This is a genomic window from Janthinobacterium agaricidamnosum (assembly GCF_003667705.1).
Taxonomy (GTDB): domain Bacteria; phylum Pseudomonadota; class Gammaproteobacteria; order Burkholderiales; family Burkholderiaceae_D; genus Janthinobacterium.
In genome coordinates, this window is sequence record NZ_CP033019.1 from 1092595 (window position 1) to 1118339 (window position 25745).

A 25745-nucleotide genomic window follows, 5' to 3' on the forward strand; every position below is an offset into this window, starting at 1 on the left:
GAACCGGTGTTGTCTAGCTGCAACACCTATTTATTCTTTATTATGCTCTATGATAGAGCAAAAATTGTACTTTGACAAAAGTTAAGTATAAAACCACTACTGCATCCCGTGCCGCACAAAGGCTGGCGAGCGAGGCTGGCACATGTTATCGGCCCCACCATAGACCTGTTTGCCGGTCGCTTCAACATCGCTTACGCTTTCTTACAAGTAATATTATAACTTTACACTGACTTTCGGTTAGCGTGCGCGCACTTGACTGATGGCCTTGCCCAGGTCAATCACTGACATGGCATAAAAATAACTTCTGTTGTACTGAGTTATAGCAAAGAAGTTATTGGTTGCCAAGTGATACTCAGTTGCTTCTGAACCATTTTGTAAATCGATCAAGCCAAACAACATGTTCTGGGGCGTGGCCACGACGGTACTCACGCCGGCTTCCTGCAATTCTCCCAGCCGGTATTTGGCTTGCAAGCCCTGGCCGACGAACTTTTCCCACGTGCGGCTGGCCGACACGGTGACGGGATACGTACTGATGGCCGGGTCGTCGCGCCGCCAGCCATGTTCGACGAGGAAATGCGCGACGCTGCCGATGGCGTCGGCCGTGGAATTACGCAGGTCGATATGGCCATCGCCATCGAAGTCCACCGCATATTTCATGATGCTGCTGGGCATGAATTGAGGCAGGCCGATGGCGCCCGCATACGAGCCGAGCAGGGTCAAGGGATCGATGCCATCCTTGCGCGCGTACAACAGCGCGTTTTCCAGTTCTCCCTTGAAAAATTCCATGCGCGCGGCGCGGGTCGGGCTGTCCGGATAGGAAAACGCCAGGGTCGTCAGCGCGTCGAGCACGCGGAAACGGCCCGTATTGCGTCCGTACACGGTTTCCACGCCGATGATGCCGACGATGATCTCGGCCGGCACGCCATATTCGCGCTCGGCGCGCGCCAGCGCTTCCGCATTCTCTTCCCAGAATTTCACGCCCGCATTGATGCGCACCGGCTCGATGAAGCGGGCGCTGTACGCTTGCCAGTTCTTCGGCTTGCCGGGCGGCGCCGGCTTCATCAGCTGCACGGTCGACTCGACATAGCGCACCTTGCCGATCAGGGTATCGAGCCCGGCGCGGTCAAAGCCATGCTTGGCGGACATGTCGTCGAGGAAGGCGCGTACTTCTTTCCAGTTGGCATAGTCGACAAACTCGCCTTCGAAGTCGAATTTTGCCGGTGCTTTCTTGGCTGTCGCCTTGGCGGGCGGGGCCTTGGCCGCGCGCACGGCGCGGGCGCGGTCGGCAGCGGAAATATGGCTGTTTTCCCCAGCGTGCGCGGTCGTCAGGCACAGGGGAAGGGAGAGGAGCAGGGACAGGGCGGAGGTTTTGATCGGTAACAAGGAGCGTCTCATCGGCATTGGGTTAACAGGCGGCGCAAGCTGCGCCGCGCGCGGAGTTGTTCGTCTGGGTGGGCATTACCATACTTCATCGCGGCATAGATTGCCAGAAACTGTGCGGTGGCGGCGTGCGCCTCTTGTGTGGCCTTGCCTGCGGCCAACCGTGCAGCATAACCGTGCGGACCTTCATGCGGCGCACGGCTGTAGCCGCGCCGCGCCTGCTGGCGGCAAAATTGTGCGTACAGGGCGTCGAGCGGATCGCCTTGCCGCGCCTGCCGCCACCAGACCAGACCACCGGCCACGGCGGACAGCACGGCCAGCACGGCGCAAGCGACTGCCAGCTGCTTCGCTGGCAAGTTTTTCAAGTGATCGAGCATGGCGCGCTGGCGCTGCGGCGTGGTGTCGAGTACCCAGCTGCTCCAGGCGTGCTCGGCCTGCTGCCATTGCTGGCGCCAGGCGGCAAGCGCCCCGTGCGCGCCGCCGTCGAGGCCGGCCAGGGCGCGCCACGCCGTCAGCGGCGACGGGGGCGGCGGCAGGGCGGCGTCAAGGTTGCGCTCCGTGCGCAGGGGCGCGACGGCGCCCGTGGGATCGATGCGCACCCAGCCCCGGCCCGCCAGCCACACTTCGCTCCAGGCGTGGGCGTCGGACTGGCGCACCGTCAGGCTGGCGCCGTCACTGTTGCGTGCGCCGCCCTGGTAACCGGTGACGACGCGCGCGGGAATGCCCATGGCGCGCATCAGCACGACAAAGCTGCCCGCGTAATGTTCGCAAAAGCCCGCCTGCGTGCGAAACAGGAAGTCGTCGACGCCATGCTTGCCCAGCAGCGGCGGCTGCAGGGTGTAGCGGAAGGGCGCGCGGCGGAAGTGCTCGAGCACGGCGGCGACGGCGTCGGCGGGCGCCAGCGCATGCGCGCCGCTGCCGCGCAGGGCACGGGCCCAGGCCACGCTGCGCGGATTGCTGCCTGCGGGCAAGGCCAGCCATGGCTGTTGCTGCGCGGCCGACAAGCCGGCCTGCAGCCGGTAGCGCGCTTGGGAACTGGCGCGGTAACGCACGGTCGAAGTAATGGGCTGTATGGTCAGCACTTCCAGCGCCGACGACACGACATACGGGTTACCGGGCAAGCGTTCGATGCTGCGCGGCACGTCAAGCGCGAAGATGCGCCGCTGGCCGCTCGCCTGCAAGGTGACTTCGTATTGGCTGGGCTGGCCTTGCAGCGCGATGTCGATGCGGCTATCGCTGGCAGGCGCGCGCCCCTTTGCCCCCCTGCGCGTCCAGGTGGCGCCGTCGAAGTCGCCCAGCACCACGGCGCGCCAATACAGCTGGTCTTGCGGCGGGATCGGCGTGCTGAAACGGGCCGTAAAGACAGGGTCGCTTGACAGGGCCAGCGAGGCGATGGCGCCCGGCTGCATGCTGTCGGACAAGCCCGTGTGCGCCTGCGCGTCTTCTGGTGAGGCGCCCCACAGGGGGCCGTCGACGCGCGGCACGGCAAGAAACATGATGGCCGACAGGGGGACGGCCAGTGCCAGCATGCGCCCCAGTAAATTTAACCGTTGCGCCAGGCGGGGCTGCACGGCGCCGTACTGGGCCGACAGCAGGGCGGCCAGCAGGACGATGACGGTGGCCAGCATCCAGGCAGCGCTGAGGATGCCTTGCGTATGGAAAAAGTTCGCCAGCAGAAGGAAAAAACTGAGGAAGACGAAGACGAAGATGTCGCGCCGGCCATGCATTTCCAGCGACTTCAAGGCCAGCAGCAAGGCCAGCATGGCCACGCCGGGATCGCGTCCCAGCACGGTGCCATAGCTGGCGTAGACGCCGGCAATGCCGAGCAGGGCCAGCGGCGCAAGCAGCGTTAGCTGCGGCTGGCGCCTGCCCCGCACGGTAATGACGGCGCGCCACAGCAGCAGGGCGGCGCTTGCCATCGACAACCATGGGGGCAGGTGCAGCGCGTGCGGCGCCAGCACCATGGCGGCCGCCAGCAACAGCAGCACAATGTCGGCTTTCTCGCGCGGCAAGCTGTTGAACCAGCGGATCATGGTGACTCCTTGCTGGGAGGTAAGTCGTGCAGGGCCAGTGCGCGCAAACAGGCGTCGCGCTGGCTGGCGCCCAAGGCCGGTGCCAAGGTCAGCGCGCCCAGGCGCAAGCCATATGACAAGCCCGTGCGTTCCGCCTGCAGCACCCAGGCGGCCAGGCGCGACAGGCGCGCTTCCGGCGCCAGCGCGTGCAGCGAGGCGTGCTCGAACACGATGCTGCCATGGGATGCGCCTGCCGGCGCGTCGGCGGCAGGCTGGAATTGCTTGCTGAATACGTGCTCGCCGTCGTGGCGGGCGATCTGGCGCCAGGCCAGGCGGTGCAAGGGATCGCCTGGCCGGTAGGCGCGCACGCCGGCCAGTTCCAGGCTGCCATCGGGCGAGTCTGGCTGCCGTGCCTGCTTTGCCGGCCGCACCGTGAAGGCAGGCAAGGGCAGCGGCGGCGCACCCTGTTCTGGCTGCGGATACACGAGCACGCGCGCCTCGGGCTGCCAGTGGCACCATGCCACAAACAGGCCCAGCGGAAAACTGCCGGACAGGCGCACGGAGGGCGCATCGAGCCAGCCGCGTTGCCGCGCCGTTACGACGATGCTGACGGCCGTTTCCCCGTGGGCGGCGATGTCGGCCAGGCTGGGTGCTGCCGCCACACCGCTGATGGCAAGGTGGATCGCATGGCGCGGGCGCGCGCTGCGGTTGATCAGGTGCAAGGTGAACGAGGCGTGGCTGCCCGCGAACACGGGGCTGCCCGGCGTGGCGGCCAAGGCCAGGCCCGCCAGGTTGCGGCTGGCAAACAGCATGTCGGCGATGGCGCAGGCGGCGGCGAAATACGTGAGCGCATAACCGAGGCCCAGGCGGTAATTGACGGCGGCGATCCACAGTGCCAGCAGCAGCGCGGCAAACGCCAGACCCGCGCGCGAAGGGCGGATGTGCACGCGCTGCGCGCCCAGCCAGGGACGCGCCGGCAGCCAAGAGATATTGCGCCAGCGCATGCCGCTCAGACGGGAATGCTCAACAGCATGTGCTGCAGCAGCGCGCGGCTATCCAGCGAGCCTTGCGCCGCATGCAGGCGGTGGGCGCAGACGGGCAGCAGCACGGCTTGCACATCGTCGGGCGTGACGTGGTCGCGTCCGGCCAGCGCGGCCCAGGCGCGCGCCGCCTGCAGCAGGGCCAGCGCGGCGCGCGGGCTCAGGCCATCGGCAAACACGCCCGGCGCGCGCGTGGCATGCACGAGGGCCAGCACGTAGTCGACGACGGCGGCCGAGGCGTGGATGGCGCGCAGGCCCGCTTGCGCCTGCAGCAATTCTTCCGCGTTCATGACGGCAGGCAAGGTGTGCAGCATGGCGCGGCGGTCGGCGCCCAGCAGCAGCGCCCTTTCCGCGGCCGCATCGGGGTAGCCCAGGGTGACGCACATGAGAAAACGGTCGAGCTGCGATTCTGGCAGGGGGAAGGTGCCCAGCTGGTGCGCGCAGTTCTGCGTGGCGATGACGAAAAACGGCTGCGGCAGCGCATGCGTGACGCCGTCGAGCGTCACTTGCCGCTCTTCCATCGCTTCGAGCAGGCCCGATTGCGTCTTCGGCGTGGCGCGGTTGATCTCGTCGGCCAGCAGCACTTGCGTGAACAGGGGGCCGGGATGAAAGAGGAAGCTGCCGCTGCCCCGGTCATACACGCTCATGCCGGCCACATCGGCGGGCAGCAGGTCGCTGGTGAATTGCTGGCGCTTCCATTGCAGGCCCAGCGAGATGGCCAGCGCATGGGCCAGGGTTGTCTTGCCCACGCCGGGCACGTCTTCGATCAGCAGGTGGCCGCCGGCCAGCACGCAGGCGAGGGCCTGGCGGATCTGCAAGTGTTTGCCGACGAGAACTTCGCCGATCTGCTGTGCGGCCTGGTGTATTTTCGAAAACATGCTATTTCTATCACAGTAAGTCGGATTATTTAATTTACAATCGCTTTGGCCAGGTCAAACCGCGCCGCCCGCCCGTTGCGCGCACGTGGTAGATTAGAGAGGCAGCAAGGACGGCAAGGGCGGCACAGACCAGCCAGTGATTTTATGCGAGAACGCGCAGGGCGAACAGGAATGCCATGCAGTGTTCCCGGAGAATGGACAGAGACAGAGGTAACCAGTACAGCGCATGAGCACAGCCATTTATACCCATCCCGATTGCCAGCGCCATGAAATGGGCGACTGGCACCCAGAATCACCGGCCCGCTTGCAGGCCATCAACGATCAATTGATCCTCGCGCACATCAGCGACCTGGTCGAGCACCGTGACGGCGTGCGCGCGCAATTGTCCGATATCGAGCGCAACCACAGTGCCACGGCCATCGGCCTGGTGCGCGACAATGTACCGCAGGAGGGCGATTACTATCCGCTCGACGGCGACACCCTGCTCAACGCGCACAGCTACGAGGCGGCACTGGCTGCGGCCGGCTCGGCCGTGGCAGCCACGGATGCCGTCATCGATGGCGAGATCAGCAACGCCTTCTGCGCGATCCGCCCGCCCGGCCACCATGCGCGGCCCAGCGAACCGATGGGTTTCTGCCTGTTCAATAATGTCGCCATCGCCGCCAAGCATGCGCTCGACGTGCGTGGCCTCGAGCGCGTCGCCATCGTCGACTTCGACGTGCACCATGGCAATGGCACGGCCGAGTCCGTGGCGCAGGACCCGCGCATCCTGATGGTGAGTTTTTTCCAGCACCCGTTCTATCCGTACAGCGATGTCGAATCCTACACCGACACACGCGTCAACGTGCCCGTGCCGGCCCGCTCGAAGGGCGATGCCGTGCGCCAGCTGGTGCTCGACCACTGGCTGCCTGCGCTGCACCGGCAACAGCCGCAGATGATTTTCATTTCCGCCGGTTTCGACGCCCACCGCGAAGACGACGTGGGCGGCATGGGCCTGGTGGAGGCCGACTACACATGGATGACGCAGCAGATGATGGCCGTGGCCCATCAGTATGGCAAGGGCCGCATCGTCAGCTGTCTCGAAGGGGGCTACAACCTGTCGTCCCTGGGCCGCAGCGTGGCGGCGCACGTGAAGGCGCTGGCGGAACTGTAACGGCGCAGCGCACTACAGCAAGGTGGGACGGCGGCTGGAATGCGTGTGGCGGTGGGTCTGATAGTCGAGCGCGTCGCCGGCCATGAAGCGGCGCCATGCTTGCGTGTAGACAAGCGATGATTTATCCGCATCGAAGCTGTCGAGCTGCAACATGTCGCGGTGGTGCTTGATTTCATTGACCAGTTGGTCATACAGCATTTGCAAGCCATAACTGTCGGCGCTCTGACGTTTCAAGCGCTCCTCGAGCTGCGCCACTTGCCCCTGCAGCTGCCGGCATTCCTTCTTCCAGTCATTGCGCGGCACGCGCTTGGGCGCCATGCCAGTGTGTTCCATCATCATATCGAGCTATCCCATCGCCTGTCTCCCTGCGCCTGTGCCAGCCAGTCCGGAAAACATTGCTTTTCATTTAAGAGGCGATATTAGAGCATACTTTTTTGTTTCTTTCAGTAAATATAAAAGTCCGCGTAGAAATATTTGACCCGGTTCCCGCGCGCGTATCACTGGCGCAGCGCCGCCTTCTTGGGTGGTGCCGGGGCGGCTTCCGCCATGTTGCCGTCATCGGCATACGTGAGGGTCAGCAGGGTATTGTCGTCCCAGCTCACGTCATGCAGCGGCGGCACGTAGCGCTGGCGGTCTTCCGTGATGCGGATGTCCAGCGTGCGCTCGCCCGAGCGCGCCTGCACGGCAAGCAGCTTGCGGAATACGGGAAACGGCACGTGGATCAGCGACGAGTGGCAAGGCCCGCCCGCCAGACGGAACAGGTTGCGCCGCACAAACGGCAGGTCATCCTGCTCGACGGCCCAGCGGATTTCGCATTCCAGGCGCAAGTCGCCCAGGCGGCGCACGTTCTGGGGCAGGCCTGGCGTGTGAATGTCGGCGCGCCAGCGCACGGTGTCGCGCTTCTTGTTGCTGACCAGGTCGGCATTTGCATCGTAGGCGGTCTTGTCGCGCGTCAAGGTGAAACCGCCGTCCGCTGCCAGCGGCACGGGGATGGACAGATTGTCGGCCGACAGGTGCAGGGTCACGCCTTCGAGCCTGGCCTTCGGCGTGGCGGGGATCAGCATGAAGCGCAGCGGCGCGCCTGGCGCCAGGCGCTGGTAGTCGGCGTACGCGTCGAGTCCCTTGAGCATGGTGCGGTAGGGGCGCAGGTCGGGATCGCGCGTGCCTTGCACGTCGACAATCTGTTGTATTTCCTGGTTCGCTGCGTCGCCTGGCGCCGCCGCTTGTTCCTGGGCCATGGCGGGCAGCAGACAGGCGCAAAGGGGACGAGGAGGAAAAAACGGGGAAGATGCATGGAATGCGTGCCAGGTTGTACTTGCAATGTGGAAACCGGCCAGGCTGGACGGACTGCGGATCTTATCATTCGTGTAACTGCCAAATTATCACCAATTGTCTCGTTCGCGCCGCACGGCTGGCGCTGGCGGCGGAAAATGGGACGTCGCAGCGGCAACCACGTAAAATAGCGGATTGACCGAACGATTTTGAAAGCAAGAGCATGGCGATACAATGGTACCCAGGACACATGAACGCGGCCCGCAAGAAAGCGGCCGAAACCATGGAAAACACCGATCTGGTGATTGAAGTGGTGGACGCGCGCCTGCCGGCAGCCAGCTGCAATCCCATGGTGGACGAGCTGCGCCTGTTCCGCCAGCGCCCTTGCCTGAAAATCCTCAACAAGACAGACCTGGCCGATCCTGCCGCAACTAGCGCCTGGGTCGCGTACTTCAATGCCCAGGAAGGCGTGACCGCGTATGCGATGACGACCAAGAAGCCGGGCGATGTGGCGCGCATTCCTGATCTGGCCAAGTCGCTGGCGCCGCACCGCGGCGTGCCGACCAAGCCGCTGCGCATCATGATCATGGGTATTCCCAACGTGGGCAAGTCGACGCTGATGAACGCGCTGCTGAAAAAACGCGTGGCCAAGGTGGGCGACGAGCCGGCCGTGACGAAAATGCAGCAAAAGCTGTACCTGGACAAGAACACCATCCTCGTCGACACGCCCGGCATGCTGTGGCCGAAGATCGCCATCCCCAGCGACGGCCTGATGCTGGCGGCCAGCCACGCGATCGGCTCGAACGCGCTGATCGAAGAGGAAGTGGCCGTCTTCCTGGCAGAGGAATTGCTCAAGCGCTACCCGGACTTGCTGGCGGCCCGCTACGGCACCAAGATCGGCGAAGTCGACGCCATCGGCGTGGTCGAGGGCATCGCCGCCAAGCGCGGCTTCCGCATCAAGGGCGGCGACTACGATTTCGAGAAAGCGTCGCATACCCTGCTGCTCGACTACCGCAGCGGCATCCTGGGCCGCATCTCGCTGGAAACGCCGGACACACGCGCGGCCCTGATGGCCCAGCATGCGGCCGAAATGGCGGAAAAAGCGGCGAAGGCGGCGGAAATTGCCGCTGAAAAGGCGAAAAATGCGGCGCGGGGCAAGCGCGGCACGTAATGAAACAAAAGCCGCTAGCTAGCGGCTTTTTTAAATTCTGGGGTCAGACCCCCGGTGACGTAGGCGTCGAACCTGCCGTTGGCGGTGTTGCGGGACTCGGCGTCCCCGTCTGACCCCGGCTTCCGAATTCACCCCAAAGCAAATTCTGGGGTCAGACCCCCGGTTACGTTGACGCTGAACCAGCCGTTAGCGGTGTTGAGGGTCTGCCCCCGGCTTGCTGCTCATTTCCGCTCGCCGCCCCGAACCTGAAACTGGTCACCGCCAGCGCCCCAAAGAAATCCTCTTCGTGGTAGACGACGTGCGCCGCTTCCTGCTCGGCCGCGCCGAGCGCCACCATCAGCGGCAGCAGATGGTCTTCCTGCGGATGGGCCTGGCGCGCGCCCGGGGCCCGGTCCCAGGCCAGCAACTGTTCCAGCCGCTGCTGTGGCGGCAAGGCCATCGTCTGGCGCAGCCAGGCGTCGAACTGGTGCGAGGCGACGGCGCCCGCCTGGCCGAACTGGCGCAGGTTGTGATAACTGAGGCCACTGCCCAGTATCAGTACGCCCTGCCGGCGCAGGCCGGCCAGCGCGCGGCCCACTTCGACGTGCGTCAGCGGATCGTAGCCGTGCTTGAGCGACAGCTGCACCAGCGGTACGTCCGCCTGCGGGTAAATGGGGAACAGGGCGCTGAAAGTGCCGTGGTCGAAGCCGCGCTCGTGGTCGAGGCGCGCCAGATGGCCGGCCGCATCGAGCAACTGTTTTACCTGCGCCGCCAGCTCCGGCGCGCCCGGCGCCGGGTACTGGATTTGATAGGTGTGCGGCGGAAAGCCCGAATAATCGTAGATCATGCCCGGCTTGGGGCTGGCCGAGACGAGAAACTGCGGCCCTTCCCAGTGCGCCGTCACGACCAGCACGGCTTTCGGGCGCGCGCCGATCTGGCGCGGGATGTCCTGCAGCGACGCTTCCAGCACGTCGTAGCGGCCGCCGAACTGGTCTTTCATGAACGGCCACGGGCCGCCGCCGTGCGACAGGAAATAGGTGGGAAATGTGTGCTCTTGCATGGCGGCTCCGGAGTGGAATGACTGATGCTATCGATGATAGTCATGCGCGCTCAGTTGATCAAGATCGCAATTATTGATATATCATTTCCATTTTGTTGATGATGGGACAGTCATGGATACCTTGCGCAGCATGCGCGTGTTTCGCGCCGTAGTGGAGCTGGACAGTTTTGTGCGGGCCAGCGAGCGCCTCGATCTGTCGCCGGCCATGGTCAGCAAGCACGTGATGCACCTTGAACGCCACCTGGGCGCGCGCTTGCTGAACCGCAGCAGCCGCCACCTGAGCCTGACGGAAATCGGCAAGGTGTATTTTGAACAGTGCCGCGACATGCTCGACAACCTCGACGAAGTGGAAGCGACGGTCGGCCGCACGACGGTGGTGCCGCGCGGCATGTTGCGCCTGAGCGCCCCCGTCTGGTTCGCCAATGCCATCTTTACGCGCACCCTGGTGGCTTACCGCGAGCGCTTCCCGGAAGTCACGTTCGACATCGATTTGAGCGGAAGAGTGGTCAACCTGGTGGAAGAGGGTTTCGACCTGGCCCTGCGCGTGAGCCAGGCGCCGTCGCCGGCCCTGATCGCGCGGCCCATCGGCAGCATCGCCTTTCACCTGGTGGCCGCTCCCGCCTACCTGGCGCGCGCGGGCCGGCCGCAGCTGCCGCAAGACCTGGCCCAGCACGCCATGATCAGCTATTCCTTGCTGGCGAACGGCAATGAGCTGGCCTTCGACGGGCCGCAGGGACGCGAGACGGTGAAGTTTACGCCCGTGCTGCAATGCAATAACGAAAGCCTGCTGCACGCGGCCGCGCTCGACGGCATGGGCATCGCGCTGCTGCCGTCGTGGCAGACGGATGACGACCTGGCGGCGGGGCGGCTGGTGCGCCTCTTCGACGATTTCAAGCTGGCGGGCGGCAAGGTGTACGCCGTCTATACAAGCCGCCGCTACCTGTCCTCGAAGGTGCGCACCTTCATCGATTTCCTCGCCGATGAAGGGCGCCTGGGGGCCTGACTAGGCGATTGAACGCCTGACGTCGATCAGCGCGAACAGGCGCGCGCTGCGCATCCACGCCAGCGCCAGCGCCGCCAGCTGCGTGACCAGCAAGCCGGCCGCGATGGCCAGCGGACCGGGGCCGGCCAGGTTCAGCCGTGCCACGCCCAGCAGCGCATACAGCGCCAGTCCCAGCACCGTGATGACGAGGTAGATGGCCAGGCAGGCCAGCGGACGCCGGCGCAGCATGGCCAGACCCCGCCACCAGGCCTTGACGGCCGACGTGCGGCGCCGGTCGACGGCCAGCGCCGCGCGGCCCGCGTCGAGCGTGGCGCAGGCCAGCAGGAACAGCACGCCCGCGAGCAGCAAGGCCAGGTGGCGGGCCAGGTCGGCGTCGGCTTCCAGGATGGCTGTCGCCGCATGCTTGTCGGCCAGTTTCAGCGCGCCGGCGCCGATCGCCAGTGCCACGCCCAGCGGCACGATGCTCCACAACAGCATGCGCAGCATGCGGCCGTATTCGCTGAAGGCGCCCGTCAGCAGGGCACCGAAGCCGGGCGGCGCAGGGGCGCGCGCGGCCGTCACCACCAGGCCGCTCAGCAGCGGCGACAGCAGCAGGGTCAGGACGATGGCGGCGATGGCGGCCTGGCTGATGGCGGCCCCGTTGCGGCTGGCATTGGCGGCCAGGTCGGCCAACGTCATCAGGTCGAGCCGCTGTGCCAGCGCTGCCGCATGCACGGCCTGGTCGAGGCTGGCGCTCAAGGTGCGCCAGACGGGAATGACGGCAACGATGGTCGGGATCAGCAGCAGGCCGGCCCACAGCAGCAGCAAGCGCCATTGCAGGGCGGCGCGGCTGGCGCGCGTGGTCAGGGTCAGGCCGCTGGCCCGTGGCGTGGAAGTGGCGCTCATACGATGGCGATCAGGGAAAGCAGGTATTGGAAGGCGGCGGCGATATCGAGGCTCCAGCGCCGCGCGGCGGACGTGTCGGCTTTCAGGGTACGGCTGTCATCGAGCTTGTTGACGTCGAGGTAGTGCACGCGGTCGGGATCGAGTTCGGCCGAGACGGCCTTCACGGGCTTGCTCCAGGTGTAGCGCTGCCACAGTTGCCCGTTGTCCCACACCACGCGTTCGGAGCTGCCGTCGGCGAACTTCACCAGCAGCACCTGCGGCACGGGCGCGCCGCGGCGGCGCAGCACCACGCTGGTCAGATAGGGATAGGGCCCGGTGCCGGGCTTGGCGTCCGGGTGCGCCTTGTCCCACGCCGCGCGCACCTTGTCCTCTTCTTTTTCCAGCGCCTCGGGCGTGCGTTCCACGCGCTTGCCGTTCACCAGCGCCAGGCCGGCCAGCGGCGTCTGCTCTTCGCTGGTGAAGCTGCCGATGCGGTCGTCGATATTCGCGCTGGCATGGACTTGCTGCGCGAAGACCTGTTCCACGATGCGCCGCTGGCCCGTCGCTTCGGCCAGCGCTTCGCGCAGGTCGGCCACGCTGGGGTGGCGGAATTTCCACTGTTCGTAATAGGCCTTGAAGCCCCGTTCCATGGCCTCGCTGCCGATGCGCGCTTCCAGGTCGCGCAGGGTGGTGGCCGTGCGGCTGTAGACGGGCCCCACGCCCTGCAGGCGGTCCCACGCATTCTGGCCCAGCGGGTCGGCCGCATCCTGGCGTGGCGCGGCCATGCGCTCGGCCTCGAAGACCTTGAAGGCGGGAGCGAAGCCCAGGCGCTTGAGCAGGGGCGTGGTGGCGTGGATGTCCTGGCCGCGCGCGCGCAGCATGCGCTGGTCCCAGTACTCGTTCAAGCCTTCGTCGAGGATGGGTTCTTCGAATTCGTTCGAGGCCAGGATGCCATAGAAATAGCCATGGCCGAATTCGTGGATGGTGACGAAGTCGAGGCCGAATCCGGCGAGGGTCTTCGGCTGCAGGCTGGCGAAGCTCGAGGCCGTGATGAAGGTCGGGTATTCCATGCCGCCCGCTTCGGCCGCATTGAACGGCGGGATCACCACCGTCAGGGTCTTGTACGGATACGGGCCCAGGGTACGCGAGAAATATGTCAGCGAGTCTTTCGCCGCCTGCAGCGCGGGCGCCGCGTTCGACGCATACTCGGGCGGGTACAGCACCTTGATGGCCACGGGCGGGCTGCCAGGGGCGCTCCAGCTGCCCGTCAATGGCGCTGCGCTGCGCTTGTCGGCCGTCCAGGCGAAATCGTGCACGTCGCCCTGCACATAGTGGTGCGTGAGCATGCCGTTTTTCTCCTGCGGCGCGCCCTGTAATTCACCGGTGGCGCCCACCGTGTACTCCCTGGGCACGGTCAGCTTCACGTCGTAGCGGCCGAAGTCGGCGTAGAACTCCGAATTGAGGTGAAATTCATGCGCGTTCCAGCGCGGCGCGGTGGCGCCCCGTTCGCCGGGCAGTTCCAGCACGGCGATCTTCGGGAACCACTGGCCCACCAGATGGAAGCTGCCGAAATAGCCGGTGCGCGCGATGACGCGCGGCAGCTGGTCGAAGAAGCGCATGTCGAGCGTCGTCTCGGCGCCCGGCGCGACGGCCTGCGGCAAGTCGACGCGCACCACGGTGCGGTCGGTGGCCGGGCCGTTGTCGGGCTGGACGAAATGCCAGGGCGCCGTGGCGCCGTTTTGCGTCATGCTGCGCAGTTCCATGTAGCCCCACTCGCCGTCGCGCGTGCCGACGCCCGAGCGAAAGCCCGTATCGAACTTGCGCTTCTCGGTAAAGAAGGTCGAATGCTCGCCCTCGAAGGCGTTCAGGTACAGGTGCAGGTACACGCTGCTGACGGCTTGCGCGCTGCGGTTGCGCCAGCGCAGTTTCTGCCGGCCGTCTATCGTGTGCTTGACGGGATCGAGCGTCGCTTCGATCTGGTAGTCGACCACGCGGTCCGACAGCGTCGCTTGCGCACCCGTGCGCGCGCCGCCCCAGGCGTTGCCGGCGCTGGGCGTGGTGACGGCGGCCGCATGCGGCGAAGCGAGGGCGATGCCGTCGGCCGACGGCGCCGGCGGCATGGGCGCGCTGGCCGGCTTGCCCTGGTCCTGCTGGGCGAACAGCTCGGCCTGCAGGGCCAGGCCGGCCAGCAGCAGGGCGGCGATGGCAAGGGCTTTGAACTTGCCCGCGAGGGGGACAATGCGGCGGCGCGGCGTGCTACGACTTTCCATGCGTGACTCCCACAGTGACTTGTTGATTTTCAGATGCAGTCGGCTGCGCCCAGGATCGCCGGGTGCTCGTTAATATACCTGTAAAAATTACAAATAAGCAATGGATTATGCTGGCAGCCCAGCTCGCTGTTGCGGCGCCGCGCGCCGTGCGTATAATGATTCGCTTTTGCCATCCTCCTACTACCGTGCGTTCGCGCCCAGGTAGCGCACCCAGCTTTCCGCCATGATGCCTGCCCCTTCCGCCCTGACCATCGCCGCGCGCATCTTGCTGTTGTGCACCCTGGCCATGCCTGCGCGCGCGCAGGACGGCGCGGATGGTGGCGCGGCCGGCGTCACGCACGGCGACTTGTCCGCCGAACTGGCGCAGGGCGGCCAGCACAGCATGCGCGGCGCCCTGTCGCGCGACCAGGGCGGCATGTCGCTCGACGTGGCCATCGATGGCCTGCGCAATGGCAATTACCGCGATGGCAGCGTGTTTCACCAGCGCGGCTTCAACGGCGGCGCGGAATGGAAGCTGCGCCAGGGCCGCTTCGGCTTCAGCGCCGACCAGCTGAACCAGGACACCCGCTATCCCGCGCCCGAAGCACCGTTCCTGGCCTTGCTGGCGGCCCGCCCGGAAGACCTGTACCGCTATGAGGTGCGGCGCGCCAGCGCCTTCGTGCAGCGCTATGTGGGCAGTTTCGAGCTGGGCGTGGAACTGTCGCAGCGGGAAAAGCGCGCCACGGCCCACTATGCGGGCGAGGACGGCAGCATCGAATCGACGTACAGCAGCAGCCGCCGCCAGCTGGCGCCGCGCCTGCGCCATTACGGCAAGGTGGCTGGCGTGGGCACGGACACGGAGGTGGGCCTGGACCTGATGCAGTGGCAGCGGCGCTCGGGCCGCGCGGGCGATGCGCAGCGGCGCCAGTACTCGCGCGCGCTGTTGCTGCGCGAAGAGCTGGCCTTCGGCGGCCTGTATGCGCCGCGTCTGCTGCTGGGGCTGCGGCATGAACAGTTCCAGCTCGACCCGGCCGACATGCCCGCCAGCGGCAGCGACTGGGAAAACCAGAATGCGTGGGACTTGCAGGGCAGCCTGCAGCTGCGCCCGCAGCTGAGCGTGTACGCCAGGGCCGCGCGCAGCTACCGCATCGATGACGATGGCTATACCCGCGCCGGCTACCGTCCCCTGGCGGGGCAGTTGCGGCGCGAAATGGAAGTGGGTGCCACCTTCGGCGACGCGGCGCGCAGCGCTTCCGTGCGCGTGTTCAGCGAGCGCCTGAGCAACCAGATCGTCTTCGACCAGAACCTGGGCCAGCTGGGCTTTGCGGGCAACCTCGACCCCTCGCGCCGCGCAGGCATCGCCATCGAGGCCGGCATGGCGCTGGCGCGCGACTGGCGCCTCGACGCTCAGCTGCGCCAGGTGCATGCGCGCTATGACGATTACGCCTATGACGGCCCGGACATCGCGCTCGTGCCGAAAACCCTGGCCAGTCTGCGCCTGTACTGGACGGGGCAGGGCGGCGCCAGTGCCGACGTGGGCGTGCAATGGCTGCGCGCCCTGCGCTACGGCCCCGATTTCGCCGGCAGCTGCCTGGCGCAAGTGCCTGCGTTTGCCACCGTGGACGGGCGTTACGTGCGCAAGCTGGGCGCGTGGGAGCTGGAGCTGGCCGGCAGCAACCTGGCCAACCGCCGCCATTACGGCGATGCGCCGGGCTGCCGCTCCAGCATTTACCTCAATGATGCGCGCCAGTTGCGCGTGGCCGCGCGCTACCATTTCTGAGGCAGCGGCACGGCGGCGCTTAAGAGCGGCTTAATCGGGCGCAAACGGAGCGCGCAAAAGCGCCTTTTTTCCGCCCGGGGTTCATCGCCCGGCGCAAAAAGTGGTAATCTCGCCCCGTTCACGACCACTTATGATGAAGGATTATTATGCGTTTTCTGCGTTTCTTGCGTCCCCTGCTTGCCGCCGTCACCCTGGTGGCGGCCACCGGCGGCGCCATGGCGGCCGATACCGGCTTTACCACGCTCCCGACGCCAGTGCGCACGGACACGGGCAAGAAGGTGGAAGTGGTCGAGTACTTCATGTACTCGTGCCCGCATTGCTACGCGCTCGATCCGCTGATGCACGACTGGGTCAAGAAGCAGGGCGACAAGATCGCCTTCCGCCGCATCCACCTGGCCTTCTCGGGTCCGAAGGATCCGCAGGCGCACGCCTATGCCACCCTGGAAGCGATGGGCCAGCTGGACCAGTTCCACGACAAGATCTTCCGCGCCATCCACGTCGAGCGCAACCGCCTGAACCGCGATGACGCCATCCTCGACCTGCTGGTCAAGAACGGCATCGACAAGGCGAAATACCTGGACATGTTCAATTCCTTCGGCGTGCAGACCAAGCTGAAACGCAACGAGCAACTGATCGCGGCCAGCAAGATCGACAGCGCGCCGACCATCGTCATCGACGGCCGCTTCGTGACGTCGCCGGCGCAGTTGTCGCGTCCTGGCCAGTCCGAGCCGCAAACCCAGGCCGCGACCCTGCGCGTGATGGATGAACTGGTGGCGCGCGTCCTGAAAGAGCGCGCTCCCGCGCCAGCGAAGAAGTAACACCGGAGAACACCATGAAACAGCTGCCCTGGACCCTGTGCGTACTGGCCCTCGCCCTCGTGGCGTGGTTGTCGATTGCCATCGTCAACGTGGAAAACCAGCGCAATGCGCTGGCCAGCAAGGCTTGCGTGGACCCCGCGTTCAAGAACGAGGTCGATGCGAAATGCCTGGCGTCCGTGCAGTCGCGCGAACACTGGTGGCAGCACCTGACTTATGCCATGACGCATTTCCGAAATTGAATGTGTCAGTACGAAAAACCCGCCGCGCGCGGGTTTTTTTTCGGCCGCGTATGATGCAGCCACAAGCAGCCACAACTATTCAGGAGGGACGATGAAGGAAGTGATCGTGATTACCGGTAGCAGCCGCGGCATCGGTGCGGCGACGGCGCTGCTGGCGGCGCGCCAGGGCTATGCCGTCTGCATCAACTATGTGCGCGATGCGCAGGCGGCCGGGGAACTGTGCGCGCGCATCGTGGCGGCGGGCGGCGAGGCCATCGCCGTGCAGGCCGACGTCAGCGAGGAAGCGGACGTGGCGCGCCTGTTCGATGAAGTCGATGCGCGCCTGGGCACGCTCACGGCGCTGGTCAACAACGTCGGCGTGCTGGAGCGGAAATGCCGGCTGGTCGACATGTCCGCCCAGCGCCTCGAACGCGTGCTGCGCACCAACGTGATCAGTTATTTCCTGTGCTGCCAGCAGGCCGTGCGGCGCATGTCGACGGCGAGCGGCGGGCAGGGCGGACGCATCGTGAATGTCTCGTCGGTGGCGGCGCGCATCGGTTCTCCGGACGAATACATCGATTACGCTGCCTCGAAAGGCGCCGTCGATACCCTGACCCTGGGCCTGGCGAAGGAAGTGGCGGCCGAAGGCATCCGCGTCAACGGCGTGCGGCCCGGCATCATCTACACGGACATCCACGCCTCGGGCGGCGAACCGGGCAGGGTGGCGCGCCTGGCATCGGGCGTGCCGATGCAGCGCGGCGGCCAGCCGGAAGAAATCGCCGACGCCATCCTGTACCTGCTGGGGCCGGGGGCCAGCTATGTGACGGGCAGTATCCTCGACGTGGCGGGCGGGCGCTGATTTTCAACGCATTGTCAACTTATTTTCAACCCTTGCAAGCAATTGCTTCAAGTGCGGGGCCAATTATCAAGCAGGGAAAGCGAGTTCAGAATGACGGTGTGCCATTGCACGCCGATCAACTCATTTGGAACCACCATGTCCGCTTTTGCTCCCGCCATCCTGTCCCTGTCCCTGTCCCTGTCCCTGCTGGCCGCCGCGCCGGCCCATGCCGCCACCAATCTGCCCCTGCCCGCCCACTTGTCCGGCGCGAAAGCCGACGCCGCGGTGGCGCTGGCCGCGCGCCGCTATGCCGCGTTCTGGGAAAGCGGCGACCCGGCCCTGGCGCGCCTGGCGCTGGCCGACGATTTTACGGACCGCACCTTGCCTGCCGGCCGCCCGCAGGGATTGGCCGGCCCGCTGCAGGCGTCGCAGGTGTTTCACGCGGCCGTGCCGGACTTGAAGGTGGCCATCGAGGAGATGCTGGTGGCGGGCGACCGGGTGACTTTGCGCCTGCATTTCACGGGCCGCTTCACGGGTGTCTTCCCCACGCCGCAGGGACCCTTGCAGGGGCAGGGCCAGGCCGTCGATTTCCATGCGTTTGATCTGTACCGTGTCAATGCGCAAGGGCGCATCAGCGATAACTGGCACCTGGAAGACAACCTGACCCTGCTGCGCCAGCTGGGCGTGCTGCCGCAGTAAGGGCGGCCGTCAGGCTTGCAGCGCGGCGAACTGCTGCACGAGGAAGTCGGCCAGCAGCGCGACGCGCGGCGGCTGGAAGCGGCTGCGCCGGTACAGCAGGTTCAGGGGGACGCTGTCGGCAAAATAATCGTCGAGCACCGTCTGCAAGCGCCCCGCGCGCAGGTCGTCGCCGATGTCGAGCAGCGATTTGTAGGCGTAGCCATGGCCGGCCACGGCCCAGCGGCGGATGATTTCGCCGTCGTTGCTGTGCCAGTCCCCCGGCAGGCGCAGGCTGTGGCGCTTGCCGTTTTCGCGGTAGCGCCATTCCTGCGGTGCGCCGTCGCCGGCCGTGAGCACGAGCGTGGGCAGCGAGGCCAGGTCGCGCGGCGCGGCCGGCACGCCCACCTTGGCGGCCAGCGCGGGCGCCACGCACACGACGCGCCGGCCCCGGTGCAGCAGGCGCGCCACCATGTCGCTGTCGGGCAGCTCGCCGTAGCGGATGGCCAGGTCGATATCGTCCTGCACCAGATTGGCCGTCATGTCCGTCAGGGTCAGCGCATGGCGCAGCTGCGGGTGCAGCGCGGCAAAGCGGTCGAGCATGGGCAGCAGCAGCTGGCGGCCGATGTCGGACGGCGCCGAGATGCGCACCACGCCACGCACGGCGCCGCCGCCCGCGTGCAAGCCGTCTTCGGCCTGCGCCAGCAAGTCCAGCGCCTGTTCGCTGTACTGGCGGTAGTGCAAACCTTCTTCCGTCAGGCGCAGCTGGCGCGTGGTGCGCTCGAACAGGGTGGCGCCCAGCGCCGTTTCCAGGCGCGCGATGGCGGCGCTGGCGGCGGCCGGCGACAGGCCGTGCTTGCGGCCGGCGGCGGAAAAGCTGCCCAGCACCGCAGCGTCGAGGAACAGGGCGATTTCCGCCAGGCGCCCGGCGCCGCCGCGCATCATGATCATGCCGGGTGCGCCGCCGCCGGTTTCGGCGCCGGTGCCGAATGGGGCGTGATCACCACGGTGCAGGTGGTGCCGGCTACCAGGACCTGATTCCTGTCTTGTTCATCTATGTGGATGCGCACGGGCACGCGCTGCGCCAGGCGCACCCAGTTGAAGGTGGGATTGACGTCGGCCAGCAGTTCGCGGCCCGTGGCGGCGTCGCGGTCGGTGATGCCGCGCGCGATGCTCTCGATGTGGCCATGCAGGGTGCCGCCGCTCATCAAATTCATTTCCGCCTTGTCGTCCTGCGCCAGCATGCCCAGCTTGGTCTCTTCGAAGTAGCCGACGACATAGTACGAGGCGCTGTCGATGACGGCCAGCTTGGCCGCGCCGACGGCGGCGAAATCGCCCTTGTGCACGTTCAGGTTCGTCACGTAGCCGCTGACGGGGGCGCGCACGGTGGTGCGTTCCAGGTTCAGTTGGGCCAGCGCGCGGGCGGCGACGGCGGCCTGCACTTGCGACGAGGCCGAGCTGGCGGCAAAGGCCGCGCTTTCGCGGCTTTCCGTCGAGATGATGCTGGCGTCGAGGCCTGCGCGGCGCTGCGCTTCCTTGCCGCGGCGGCCCATTTCCGTTTTTTGCGCGGCCAGCACGGCGTCGGCCTGGGCCAGCGCGCTGGTGTAGCGTTCCTTGTCGACGACGAACAGCACGTCGCCTTTTTGCACCACCTGGTTGTCGCGCACCAGCACGTCCGTGACGGTGCCGGCCACGTCGGCGCTGATGTTGACGATGTCGGCCTTGATGCGCCCGTCGCGCGTCCATGGCGACTCCATGTAGCGGTCCCAGACGGTCTTGCCTATCCACAGGGCTGCTGCCAAGAGCAGCAGGGTGATTGCATAGCGTGTCAGTTTGCTTACCATGTCGGCAGCCTTTCCTTGATTGGGTTGAACAGTTTTTTTTATTTGTAAAGCGATAGAGCCAGCGCGCCGAAGATGGCGATGAAGATGCACAGCCGCGCAAGCGACGGGTGCCACACCATGCGGTACACGCCCAGCCAGCCCAGCACGCGGTCGAGCAGGGTTTGCAGGCCGATGCTGAGGATGAACAGGGGCAGCAGGGTGGGAATCAGAATTCCGAACAGGGCGAATTCACGCGGCATGGTGGTCTCCGGCGCCAGGCGCCATATGGTCGAGTAATGAGGTGTAGATGGAATGCAGGTCGGCCAAGGCCGTCTGCAACCGTGCGCTGCGTTCGGCTGTCGCTTCCGCTTCCGCTTGCGCCGCGCGCACCACGGCGCCCGCCTGCAGGGTGGCGGCCAGCGCCGCCTGCAGTTGCGCATCGCCGCGCGTGCGCAGCCAGGCGGCGATGCCGTCCACGCACTGCTGCAGCGCATGGCGCGTGGCGCCCGGGCGGGCGGTAGCGATCAGTTCGCGCAATTCGATCACGGAATGGCCGATTTCCAGCAGGGTCAGGGCCTGGCGCACGACGGCGCGCGTGGCCTCGCCCGGCGCCGGCCCGGCCGCCGCATTGAGCTGGCTGAGCAGGTCGCGCACGCGGTTGTCGAAGCGATGCTTGACCCGGCGCGCCGGCGCCGTGCACGCCTGCAGCGCTTCGCGCCACAGGGCCGGGCCGATATGGTCCTTGTGGCCCATCGTGTGCTCGGGCAGCAGCACGGCAAACACGAGGGCGGCCAGCATCAGGCCGACGATCAGCGCCATGCCCGTGTTCAAAAAGGCCGCGCCGTCGACGTGCATCAGATTCGTCGGCGCCATCTGCGTGATGAAGGTGGACACGCCCAGGCCCACGCCCAGCTTGGCCGGATTCGTCATCAGGTACAGGCCGAGGGCGAGGAAGGGCGCAAAACTCAGTACCAGCATGGGGAAGCCGTCGCCGTGCACCAGCACGAAGTACACGCAGACGAGCGACAGGGGCATGGCGATCAAAAAACCCGTCAGCACTTGCCGGATCATCATGATGGGGCGCGGCGAGGACGAGGCCAGCGCGCAGAACACGGCCGCCATCAGCATCGCCGTGCTGGCGTAGGGCCAGGCGAGGAAGTAGGCGCCCAGCGCCAGCAGGGCCAGGCTGATGCCGGCGCGCGCGCCGCTGGCGAGCACCAGCGCGGGCGGCGTCTTCGGCGCATATGCCTGCGGCGTGCTCACGTCGAGCGGCGTGTCGTGCACCAGACTGAAATACACTTCGTGAAAGCGGCTCATGTCGCGCGCGAAGCGCTCGAGCAGCTCGCACACGGTGTCGAAGTCGATGCGCTGCGCATGCACGATGCGCGCGCCGTCGATGTCCGCGCGCGCCTGCGCCAGCGCCGCCTGCAAATGCCGCTGCATGGTGTCGAGCGAGTCTTGCGAAGGCGTCGTCTGCAGCGCCTCGGCGACGATGGCGTACAGGGGCGCGCACGCCTGCATGACCTGGTTTTCGCCATCGCGCTGCAGGCGGTCGAACAGGCGGTGGAAGGTATAGAAGGTGGTCAGCGCCGTCATGAATGTGGCGTTGAAGGCGTGCAGCTTGCGGTTCTGCGCGCGCACGTGGCTCACTTTGCTGGTCACTTCGAACAGCGCGGCCGAGCGCCCCAGTTCCAGCGCCGCCACGTCGGCGGCAAACTGCAGATGCGTCAGTTCCACCTGGGCCGGCGTGAGCTTTTGCTGCAGCACGTCATGGCAGAAGGCGAGGAATTTGCCGTAGCGCGCCTGCACCGTGCGCATCACCTGCGTGCCCTGGTGGCGCGGCAGCAGCACGCTGGAGACGGCCGCCGAGCAGATGATGCCCAAGCTCACCTCAGCCACGCGCGTGACGGCCAGCGAGAACACCTGCATCGGCTGCTCGATGGCGGGCAGCACGATCATGCAGGCCGTGTAGCCGGCCAGCACGTACACATACGATTGGGCGTTGCGGTGCAGGGCCGAGCCGCTCGTGCACAGGCCCACCCACAGGGCCAGGCCGGCGAACAGCAGCACGGGCTGCTGCGGGAACAGGCCGATCAGGGTCAGCGCGGCCGTGCAGCCCAGCAGAGTGCCGCACAGGCGGTAAAAGCTTTTTTCCAGCACCATGCCGCTGCTGGGCAGGGCCAGGATGATGGTGGTGGTCATCGCCGTACTGGGCGAATCGAGGCCCAGGCGGTAGGCCAGCCACAGCGCGCAGAACGCGGCGATGAGAGTCTTGCCGACGTAGATCCAGCGTTCGCCTTCCGTCGCGCGCCAGTCCTGCAGCGCCAGCGCCAGCCAGCGGGCCGCCCGGTTCAGGGGGCCATATGTGGGTTTTGTTGCTGTGGCTGGCGTCATCGATAGGCTATCAGTTCTGGTTGTTGAGATTGTTCAGGTTGCGCAGCTGGCGCATGTACAGCTTGTCGAGCACTTGCAGCTCTTCTTCCGTGAACCCGTCGTACAGGGCCGAGGTTTCCTGGTACACGTCGGGCAGCGCCGTTTCGATCAGCGCGCGGCCCTTGTCGGTCAGCGAGATCATCACGGAGCGGCGGTCGCCGGGGCGCGTGCCGCGGTGGATCAGGCCACGCGTTTCCAGGTCGTTGCACACGCGCGTCAGGTTGGCCGGCTTTTCATGGCACGCCATGCCCAGGGTGCAGGCGTTCGAGGTTTCGTCGTCCGTGCCGTACAGCACGGCCAGCACCATGTAGCTGGCATCGACCAGGTCGTGCTTTTTCAGCGCGGCATTGGTCAGGTCCTTCATGCCTTTTTGGATGTGGTACGTCATGCGCAGCAGGCGCATCAGTTCCATGGGGAAGCCTGGCATGCGCGTGCGGATGTTTTGCAGCCGCTTGGAGGTGGCGTCAAAAGCGGTCATGTCATATTCCTTCATGTGTGAATAAAGTTCCGATTGTATCTTGTTGGGCTAGGGCAATGCCAGGATTGCAAGCTTAGATGCCGCCTCCTAATGCATTCATCAAGGAAACGTACAGATCGAGCTCGCGCGCCCCATTTTGCGCCTGCTGCTGTTCTTCCGCCAGCAGCGCCACTTGCGTGTTGAGCATGGCGATGGCGTCGCTCATGCCCGCCTTGTACGCTTTTTCCGCCAGGTCGCGCGCGCGCTGCGCCGTGGCCAGCGCCTGCACGGTCAGCTGATGCTGTTTGGCCAGCGACTGGGCGCGGGTGACGGCGTTGGCCACATCCGACATGGCATTGATGACGGTGGCGTTGTACTGCTCCACGGCACCGTCGTACACGGCCGTCTGGCTGCCCAGCTGGGCGCGCAGGCGGGCGCCGGCAAAGATGGGCAGGCTCAGCGCGGGAGAGGCGCCGCGGATCTCCGAGTTGGCGTCGAGAAAGTGGCTGAAACCGAAGGCCTGGAAGCCGGCGAACGCCACCAGGTTGACGTTCGGGTAAAACTCGGCCTTGGCCGCGTCGATGCGCTGCGCCGCCGCTTCCACTCGCCAGCGCTGGGCGGCGATGTCGGGACGTCGGCCGATCAGGTCGGCGGGCAGGGCGGCGGGAATGGCCAGCGGCTCGTCCAGGCGCAGCACGGGGCGCGTGAGCGCCGCGCCGGCCGCCGGACCCTTGCCCGCCAGGGCCGCCAGCTGGTTGCGCAGCAGGGCCAGCGACTCGGCCGACTGCTCCAACTGGCGGCGTCCCGCGGGCAGGGTGGTTTCGATCTGCGCCACGTCAATGTCCGTGCCGATGCCGGCCGCCTTGCGCTGGCGCGTGATGTCGAGGATGCGGGCGCGCTGCGCCAGGCTGCGCTCGATCACGTCCTGCAGCTGGAATTCGTATGACAGCTGGATGTAGGTGCGCACCAGCGCCGTTTCCAGGGCCAGGCGGGCCATCTGCGATTCGGCCGACGCCATCTGCACGTCGCCCAGGGCGGCGGACAGGGCGGCGCGGTTGCGGCCCCACAGGTCCAGGTCGTACGAGGCCGTGACGGTGGCCTGGTTGCGCCACGCGTAGTTGCCGGCCAGCGGCGCCGGCGTGCTGCCGTGCTGCGAATACAGTTCGCGGTTGATGGAGACGTTCGCGTCCGCCTGCGGGCGGGTCTTGTCTTCCGCCGCGCCGGCCAGCGCCTCGGCCTGGCGCACGCGCGCCTGGGCGCCGCGCAGGGTGGGGCTGTCGGCCAGCGCCTGGTCCATCAACCGGTTCAATTGCGGGTCGTGCAAGTCTTGCCACCATTGCGTGCGCGGCCATTGTATGGCGGCGCTGGCGGCCGCATCCATGGCCTGGCTCGCCTGCAGCTTGTTGGCGTCGAGCATGGCCGATTGCGGCGCGATATGGCCCATGTCGGCGCAAGCGCTCAAGGCAAGGATCAGGCTGGCGGCAAGCAAACGGCGGTGCAGGGACATGCAGGGACTCCGGGAGAGGTAGTGTTGGGGGTGCTGCTGGGGTATCACAGCTCGCCGCGGGGAGCTTCGGGAGTGGCCCGAGTGCTGCGCCGCAACTGAGTTGTTACTGACTGAAACCGGCTGACTGGTTTCTTATTGCACGACGTGCTTGGCCGTTTGCGCGACATCAAAGTCCGCTTCCGTTTGCGGGATCAGGCCAGCCTTGCGGGCGGCGTAGAACTCGGCCATGACTTGTTCGCGCGTCACTTTGCTGGCGGCGGTGGACGGCGTTTTCGGATAGTCGACTTCGCTGGTGGCGATTTCGCCGGCGTTGCGGGCACGGATGTATTCGGCCGTGACGTCAGCACGCGTGAGTTGCTGGCTGGCAGCGGCAGGCGCGGCGCTCTGGGCAAACGCCGAAGTGGCGGTGGTAATGGCAAACAATGCTGCGATGAGTGATTTGGCTTGCATGATAAGACTCCAAAATGTGCATGATGGCTGGGTGGATGGGCCGGATCGCCACGTACCGGTCGGTTCGGCGGCATGGCGCTGGTGGGCGCCGTGCCGCCGATGAAGCAATTTCTGGATGAGAAGATGCTTACTTGGATTAACTATAGCAATGAATAGTACATTTGTGAAGTAAATTCTGAAAATAGTTGTGCGCCGCCGCATTTTCCCCTCGGAAAAGGTCGGGCAGCCGTGCGCCACTGGACTGGCCAGGAGAGTAAGCTGGTTTTTTTGTTAACGGGAGTCAGCCATGAGCAGCAGCACACTCGATCCGGACAATTTGCCCGTCACGCCCGACCGCGTTCTGGGCTCCGGCCATGGCAAGGGCGCGCTCGGTCCCAGCGACAGTTCCGACAGCGGCAGCGACATGCAGGGCGTGCCCGGCCAGGATGGGGAAGAACTCGATAACGACAGCGATGCGGCCGGCACGGGCGAACGGGCCGGCGTGGAGCCGCGCAATACGGCGCCCGACGGCGGCGATATCGATGTCGATCATGTGGAAAGCCTGGCACCCGTGCGGCCCGCAGAGGAGGGCGATGGCGAACCCGGCGTTCCCCAGGCGCCAGCGCCGCGCCCCTGATGCCGGCGGCCGGCGGCAAATTGCTGTCGCTCTGGCGCCATCAGCGTAAAATGCTGGCAAGGCGGCGTG

Annotated in this window: 25 protein-coding genes; 9 read left to right on the top strand and 16 right to left on the bottom strand. The window is 66.1% G+C overall.

From position 1 onward, the window contains the following. Positions 1-237: 237 nt before the first annotated feature. Genes mltB through D9M09_RS05015 form a run of 4 tightly spaced genes read right to left on the bottom strand, consistent with a single transcriptional unit; the run spans position 238 to position 5310 of the window. A complete protein-coding gene (gene mltB, locus D9M09_RS05000) occupies positions 238-1401 on the bottom strand; it encodes a lytic murein transglycosylase B (RefSeq protein WP_070219407.1) in 1164 nt (387 codons plus the stop codon). Continuing rightward, complete coding sequence (locus tag D9M09_RS05005) at positions 1392-3413, bottom strand: transglutaminase TgpA family protein (protein ID WP_121668735.1); 2022 nt, start codon at positions 3411-3413, stop codon at positions 1392-1394. The genes mltB and D9M09_RS05005 overlap by 10 nt, the downstream gene beginning before the upstream one ends. Next, positions 3410-4396: a DUF58 domain-containing protein gene (locus tag D9M09_RS05010; RefSeq protein ID WP_121668736.1), complete on the bottom strand. Its 987-nt coding sequence runs from the start codon at positions 4394-4396 to the stop codon at positions 3410-3412. Before D9M09_RS05010 ends, D9M09_RS05005 begins: the two co-directional genes overlap by 4 nt. A 5-nt stretch (positions 4397-4401) precedes the next feature. Further along, on the bottom strand, positions 4402-5310 hold the full coding sequence (locus D9M09_RS05015; protein ID WP_070219410.1) for an AAA family ATPase: 909 nt from the start codon (positions 5308-5310) through the stop codon (positions 4402-4404). A 226-nt stretch (positions 5311-5536) separates the two neighbouring features. Here D9M09_RS05015 and D9M09_RS05020 point away from each other — a divergent pair, with 226 nt between their 5' ends. After that, positions 5537-6463, top strand: coding sequence for a histone deacetylase family protein (locus tag D9M09_RS05020; protein ID WP_121668737.1), 927 nt, complete (start codon positions 5537-5539; stop codon positions 6461-6463). A 12-nt stretch (positions 6464-6475) separates the two neighbouring features. Here the strand turns inward: D9M09_RS05020 and D9M09_RS05025 are convergent, their stop codons facing one another. Beyond that, a complete protein-coding gene (locus tag D9M09_RS05025) occupies positions 6476-6802 on the bottom strand; it encodes a hypothetical protein (protein WP_070219412.1) in 327 nt (108 codons plus the stop codon). 158 nt (positions 6803-6960) lie between these two features. After that, positions 6961-7701 carry a hypothetical protein gene (locus D9M09_RS05030; protein WP_070289569.1) on the bottom strand — a complete coding sequence of 247 codons (741 nt, stop codon included), beginning with the start codon at positions 7699-7701 and terminating at the stop codon, positions 6961-6963. 257 nt (positions 7702-7958) lie between these two features. On the opposite strand from D9M09_RS05030, the gene ylqF reads away from it, so the two are divergent. Beyond that, entirely contained in the window at positions 7959-8906 is a 948-nt protein-coding gene (gene ylqF / locus D9M09_RS05035; protein WP_121668738.1) for a ribosome biogenesis GTPase YlqF, read from the top strand. Between the two features lie 163 nt (positions 8907-9069). On the opposite strand, the gene D9M09_RS05040 is transcribed toward ylqF, so the two are convergent. Then, the gene (locus D9M09_RS05040; RefSeq protein WP_240453555.1) at positions 9070-9945 is read right to left on the bottom strand and encodes a DODA-type extradiol aromatic ring-opening family dioxygenase; all 876 of its coding nucleotides are present in this window, start codon (positions 9943-9945) and stop codon (positions 9070-9072) included. Positions 9946-10057: 112 nt separating this feature from the next. Here D9M09_RS05040 and D9M09_RS05045 point away from each other — a divergent pair, with 112 nt between their 5' ends. Next, positions 10058-10948: a LysR family transcriptional regulator gene (locus D9M09_RS05045; protein WP_121668739.1), complete on the top strand. Its 891-nt coding sequence runs from the start codon at positions 10058-10060 to the stop codon at positions 10946-10948. Here the strand turns inward: D9M09_RS05045 and D9M09_RS05050 are convergent, their stop codons facing one another. Beyond that, the gene (locus D9M09_RS05050) at positions 10949-11833 is read right to left on the bottom strand and encodes a hypothetical protein (protein ID WP_121668740.1); all 885 of its coding nucleotides are present in this window, start codon (positions 11831-11833) and stop codon (positions 10949-10951) included. Then, positions 11830-14082 carry a M1 family metallopeptidase gene (locus D9M09_RS05055; RefSeq protein ID WP_121668741.1) on the bottom strand — a complete coding sequence of 751 codons (2253 nt, stop codon included), beginning with the start codon at positions 14080-14082 and terminating at the stop codon, positions 11830-11832. Before D9M09_RS05055 ends, D9M09_RS05050 begins: the two co-directional genes overlap by 4 nt. Before the next feature lie 223 nt (positions 14083-14305). On the opposite strand from D9M09_RS05055, the gene D9M09_RS05060 reads away from it, so the two are divergent. The 5 genes from D9M09_RS05060 to D9M09_RS05080 all read left to right on the top strand — a co-directional run bounded on the left by D9M09_RS05060 (position 14306) and on the right by D9M09_RS05080 (position 18414). Further along, complete coding sequence (locus D9M09_RS05060) at positions 14306-15841, top strand: TonB-dependent receptor domain-containing protein (RefSeq protein ID WP_121668742.1); 1536 nt, start codon at positions 14306-14308, stop codon at positions 15839-15841. A gap of 146 nt (positions 15842-15987) precedes the next feature. Next, positions 15988-16659: a thiol:disulfide interchange protein DsbA/DsbL gene (locus D9M09_RS05065; protein WP_070219418.1), complete on the top strand. Its 672-nt coding sequence runs from the start codon at positions 15988-15990 to the stop codon at positions 16657-16659. 14 nt (positions 16660-16673) lie between these two features. After that, positions 16674-16898, top strand: a complete 225-nt coding sequence (locus tag D9M09_RS05070; protein ID WP_121668743.1) for a hypothetical protein — start codon at positions 16674-16676, stop codon at positions 16896-16898. Positions 16899-16989: 91 nt separating this feature from the next. Next, complete coding sequence (locus tag D9M09_RS05075; RefSeq protein WP_121668744.1) at positions 16990-17736, top strand: SDR family oxidoreductase; 747 nt, start codon at positions 16990-16992, stop codon at positions 17734-17736. Between the two features lie 135 nt (positions 17737-17871). After that, entirely contained in the window at positions 17872-18414 is a 543-nt protein-coding gene (locus D9M09_RS05080) for an ester cyclase (protein ID WP_121668745.1), read from the top strand. Between the two features lie 9 nt (positions 18415-18423). Here D9M09_RS05080 and D9M09_RS05085 read toward each other — a convergent pair whose 3' ends face one another. From D9M09_RS05085 to D9M09_RS28825, 7 genes are all read right to left on the bottom strand, one after another. After that, a complete protein-coding gene (locus D9M09_RS05085) occupies positions 18424-19341 on the bottom strand; it encodes a LysR family transcriptional regulator (RefSeq protein ID WP_240453556.1) in 918 nt (305 codons plus the stop codon). Continuing rightward, on the bottom strand, positions 19338-20234 hold the full coding sequence (locus tag D9M09_RS05090) for an efflux RND transporter periplasmic adaptor subunit (RefSeq protein ID WP_070313787.1): 897 nt from the start codon (positions 20232-20234) through the stop codon (positions 19338-19340). Before D9M09_RS05090 ends, D9M09_RS05085 begins: the two co-directional genes overlap by 4 nt. A gap of 38 nt (positions 20235-20272) precedes the next feature. Further along, on the bottom strand, positions 20273-20473 hold the full coding sequence (locus D9M09_RS05095) for a DUF1656 domain-containing protein (RefSeq protein WP_070224633.1): 201 nt from the start codon (positions 20471-20473) through the stop codon (positions 20273-20275). Continuing rightward, complete coding sequence (locus D9M09_RS05100; protein WP_240453557.1) at positions 20463-22607, bottom strand: FUSC family protein; 2145 nt, start codon at positions 22605-22607, stop codon at positions 20463-20465. Before D9M09_RS05100 ends, D9M09_RS05095 begins: the two co-directional genes overlap by 11 nt. A gap of 10 nt (positions 22608-22617) precedes the next feature. Next, positions 22618-23124, bottom strand: a complete 507-nt coding sequence (locus D9M09_RS05105) for a MarR family winged helix-turn-helix transcriptional regulator (protein WP_070224646.1) — start codon at positions 23122-23124, stop codon at positions 22618-22620. Positions 23125-23197: 73 nt separating this feature from the next. Next, entirely contained in the window at positions 23198-24610 is a 1413-nt protein-coding gene (locus D9M09_RS05110; protein WP_121668746.1) for an efflux transporter outer membrane subunit, read from the bottom strand. 132 nt (positions 24611-24742) lie between these two features. Continuing rightward, positions 24743-25060 carry a DUF4148 domain-containing protein gene (locus D9M09_RS28825; protein WP_162995582.1) on the bottom strand — a complete coding sequence of 106 codons (318 nt, stop codon included), beginning with the start codon at positions 25058-25060 and terminating at the stop codon, positions 24743-24745. Between the two features lie 286 nt (positions 25061-25346). On the opposite strand from D9M09_RS28825, the gene D9M09_RS05120 reads away from it, so the two are divergent. Further along, positions 25347-25676, top strand: a complete 330-nt coding sequence (locus D9M09_RS05120; protein WP_121668748.1) for a hypothetical protein — start codon at positions 25347-25349, stop codon at positions 25674-25676. Positions 25677-25745 lie beyond the last annotated feature (69 nt).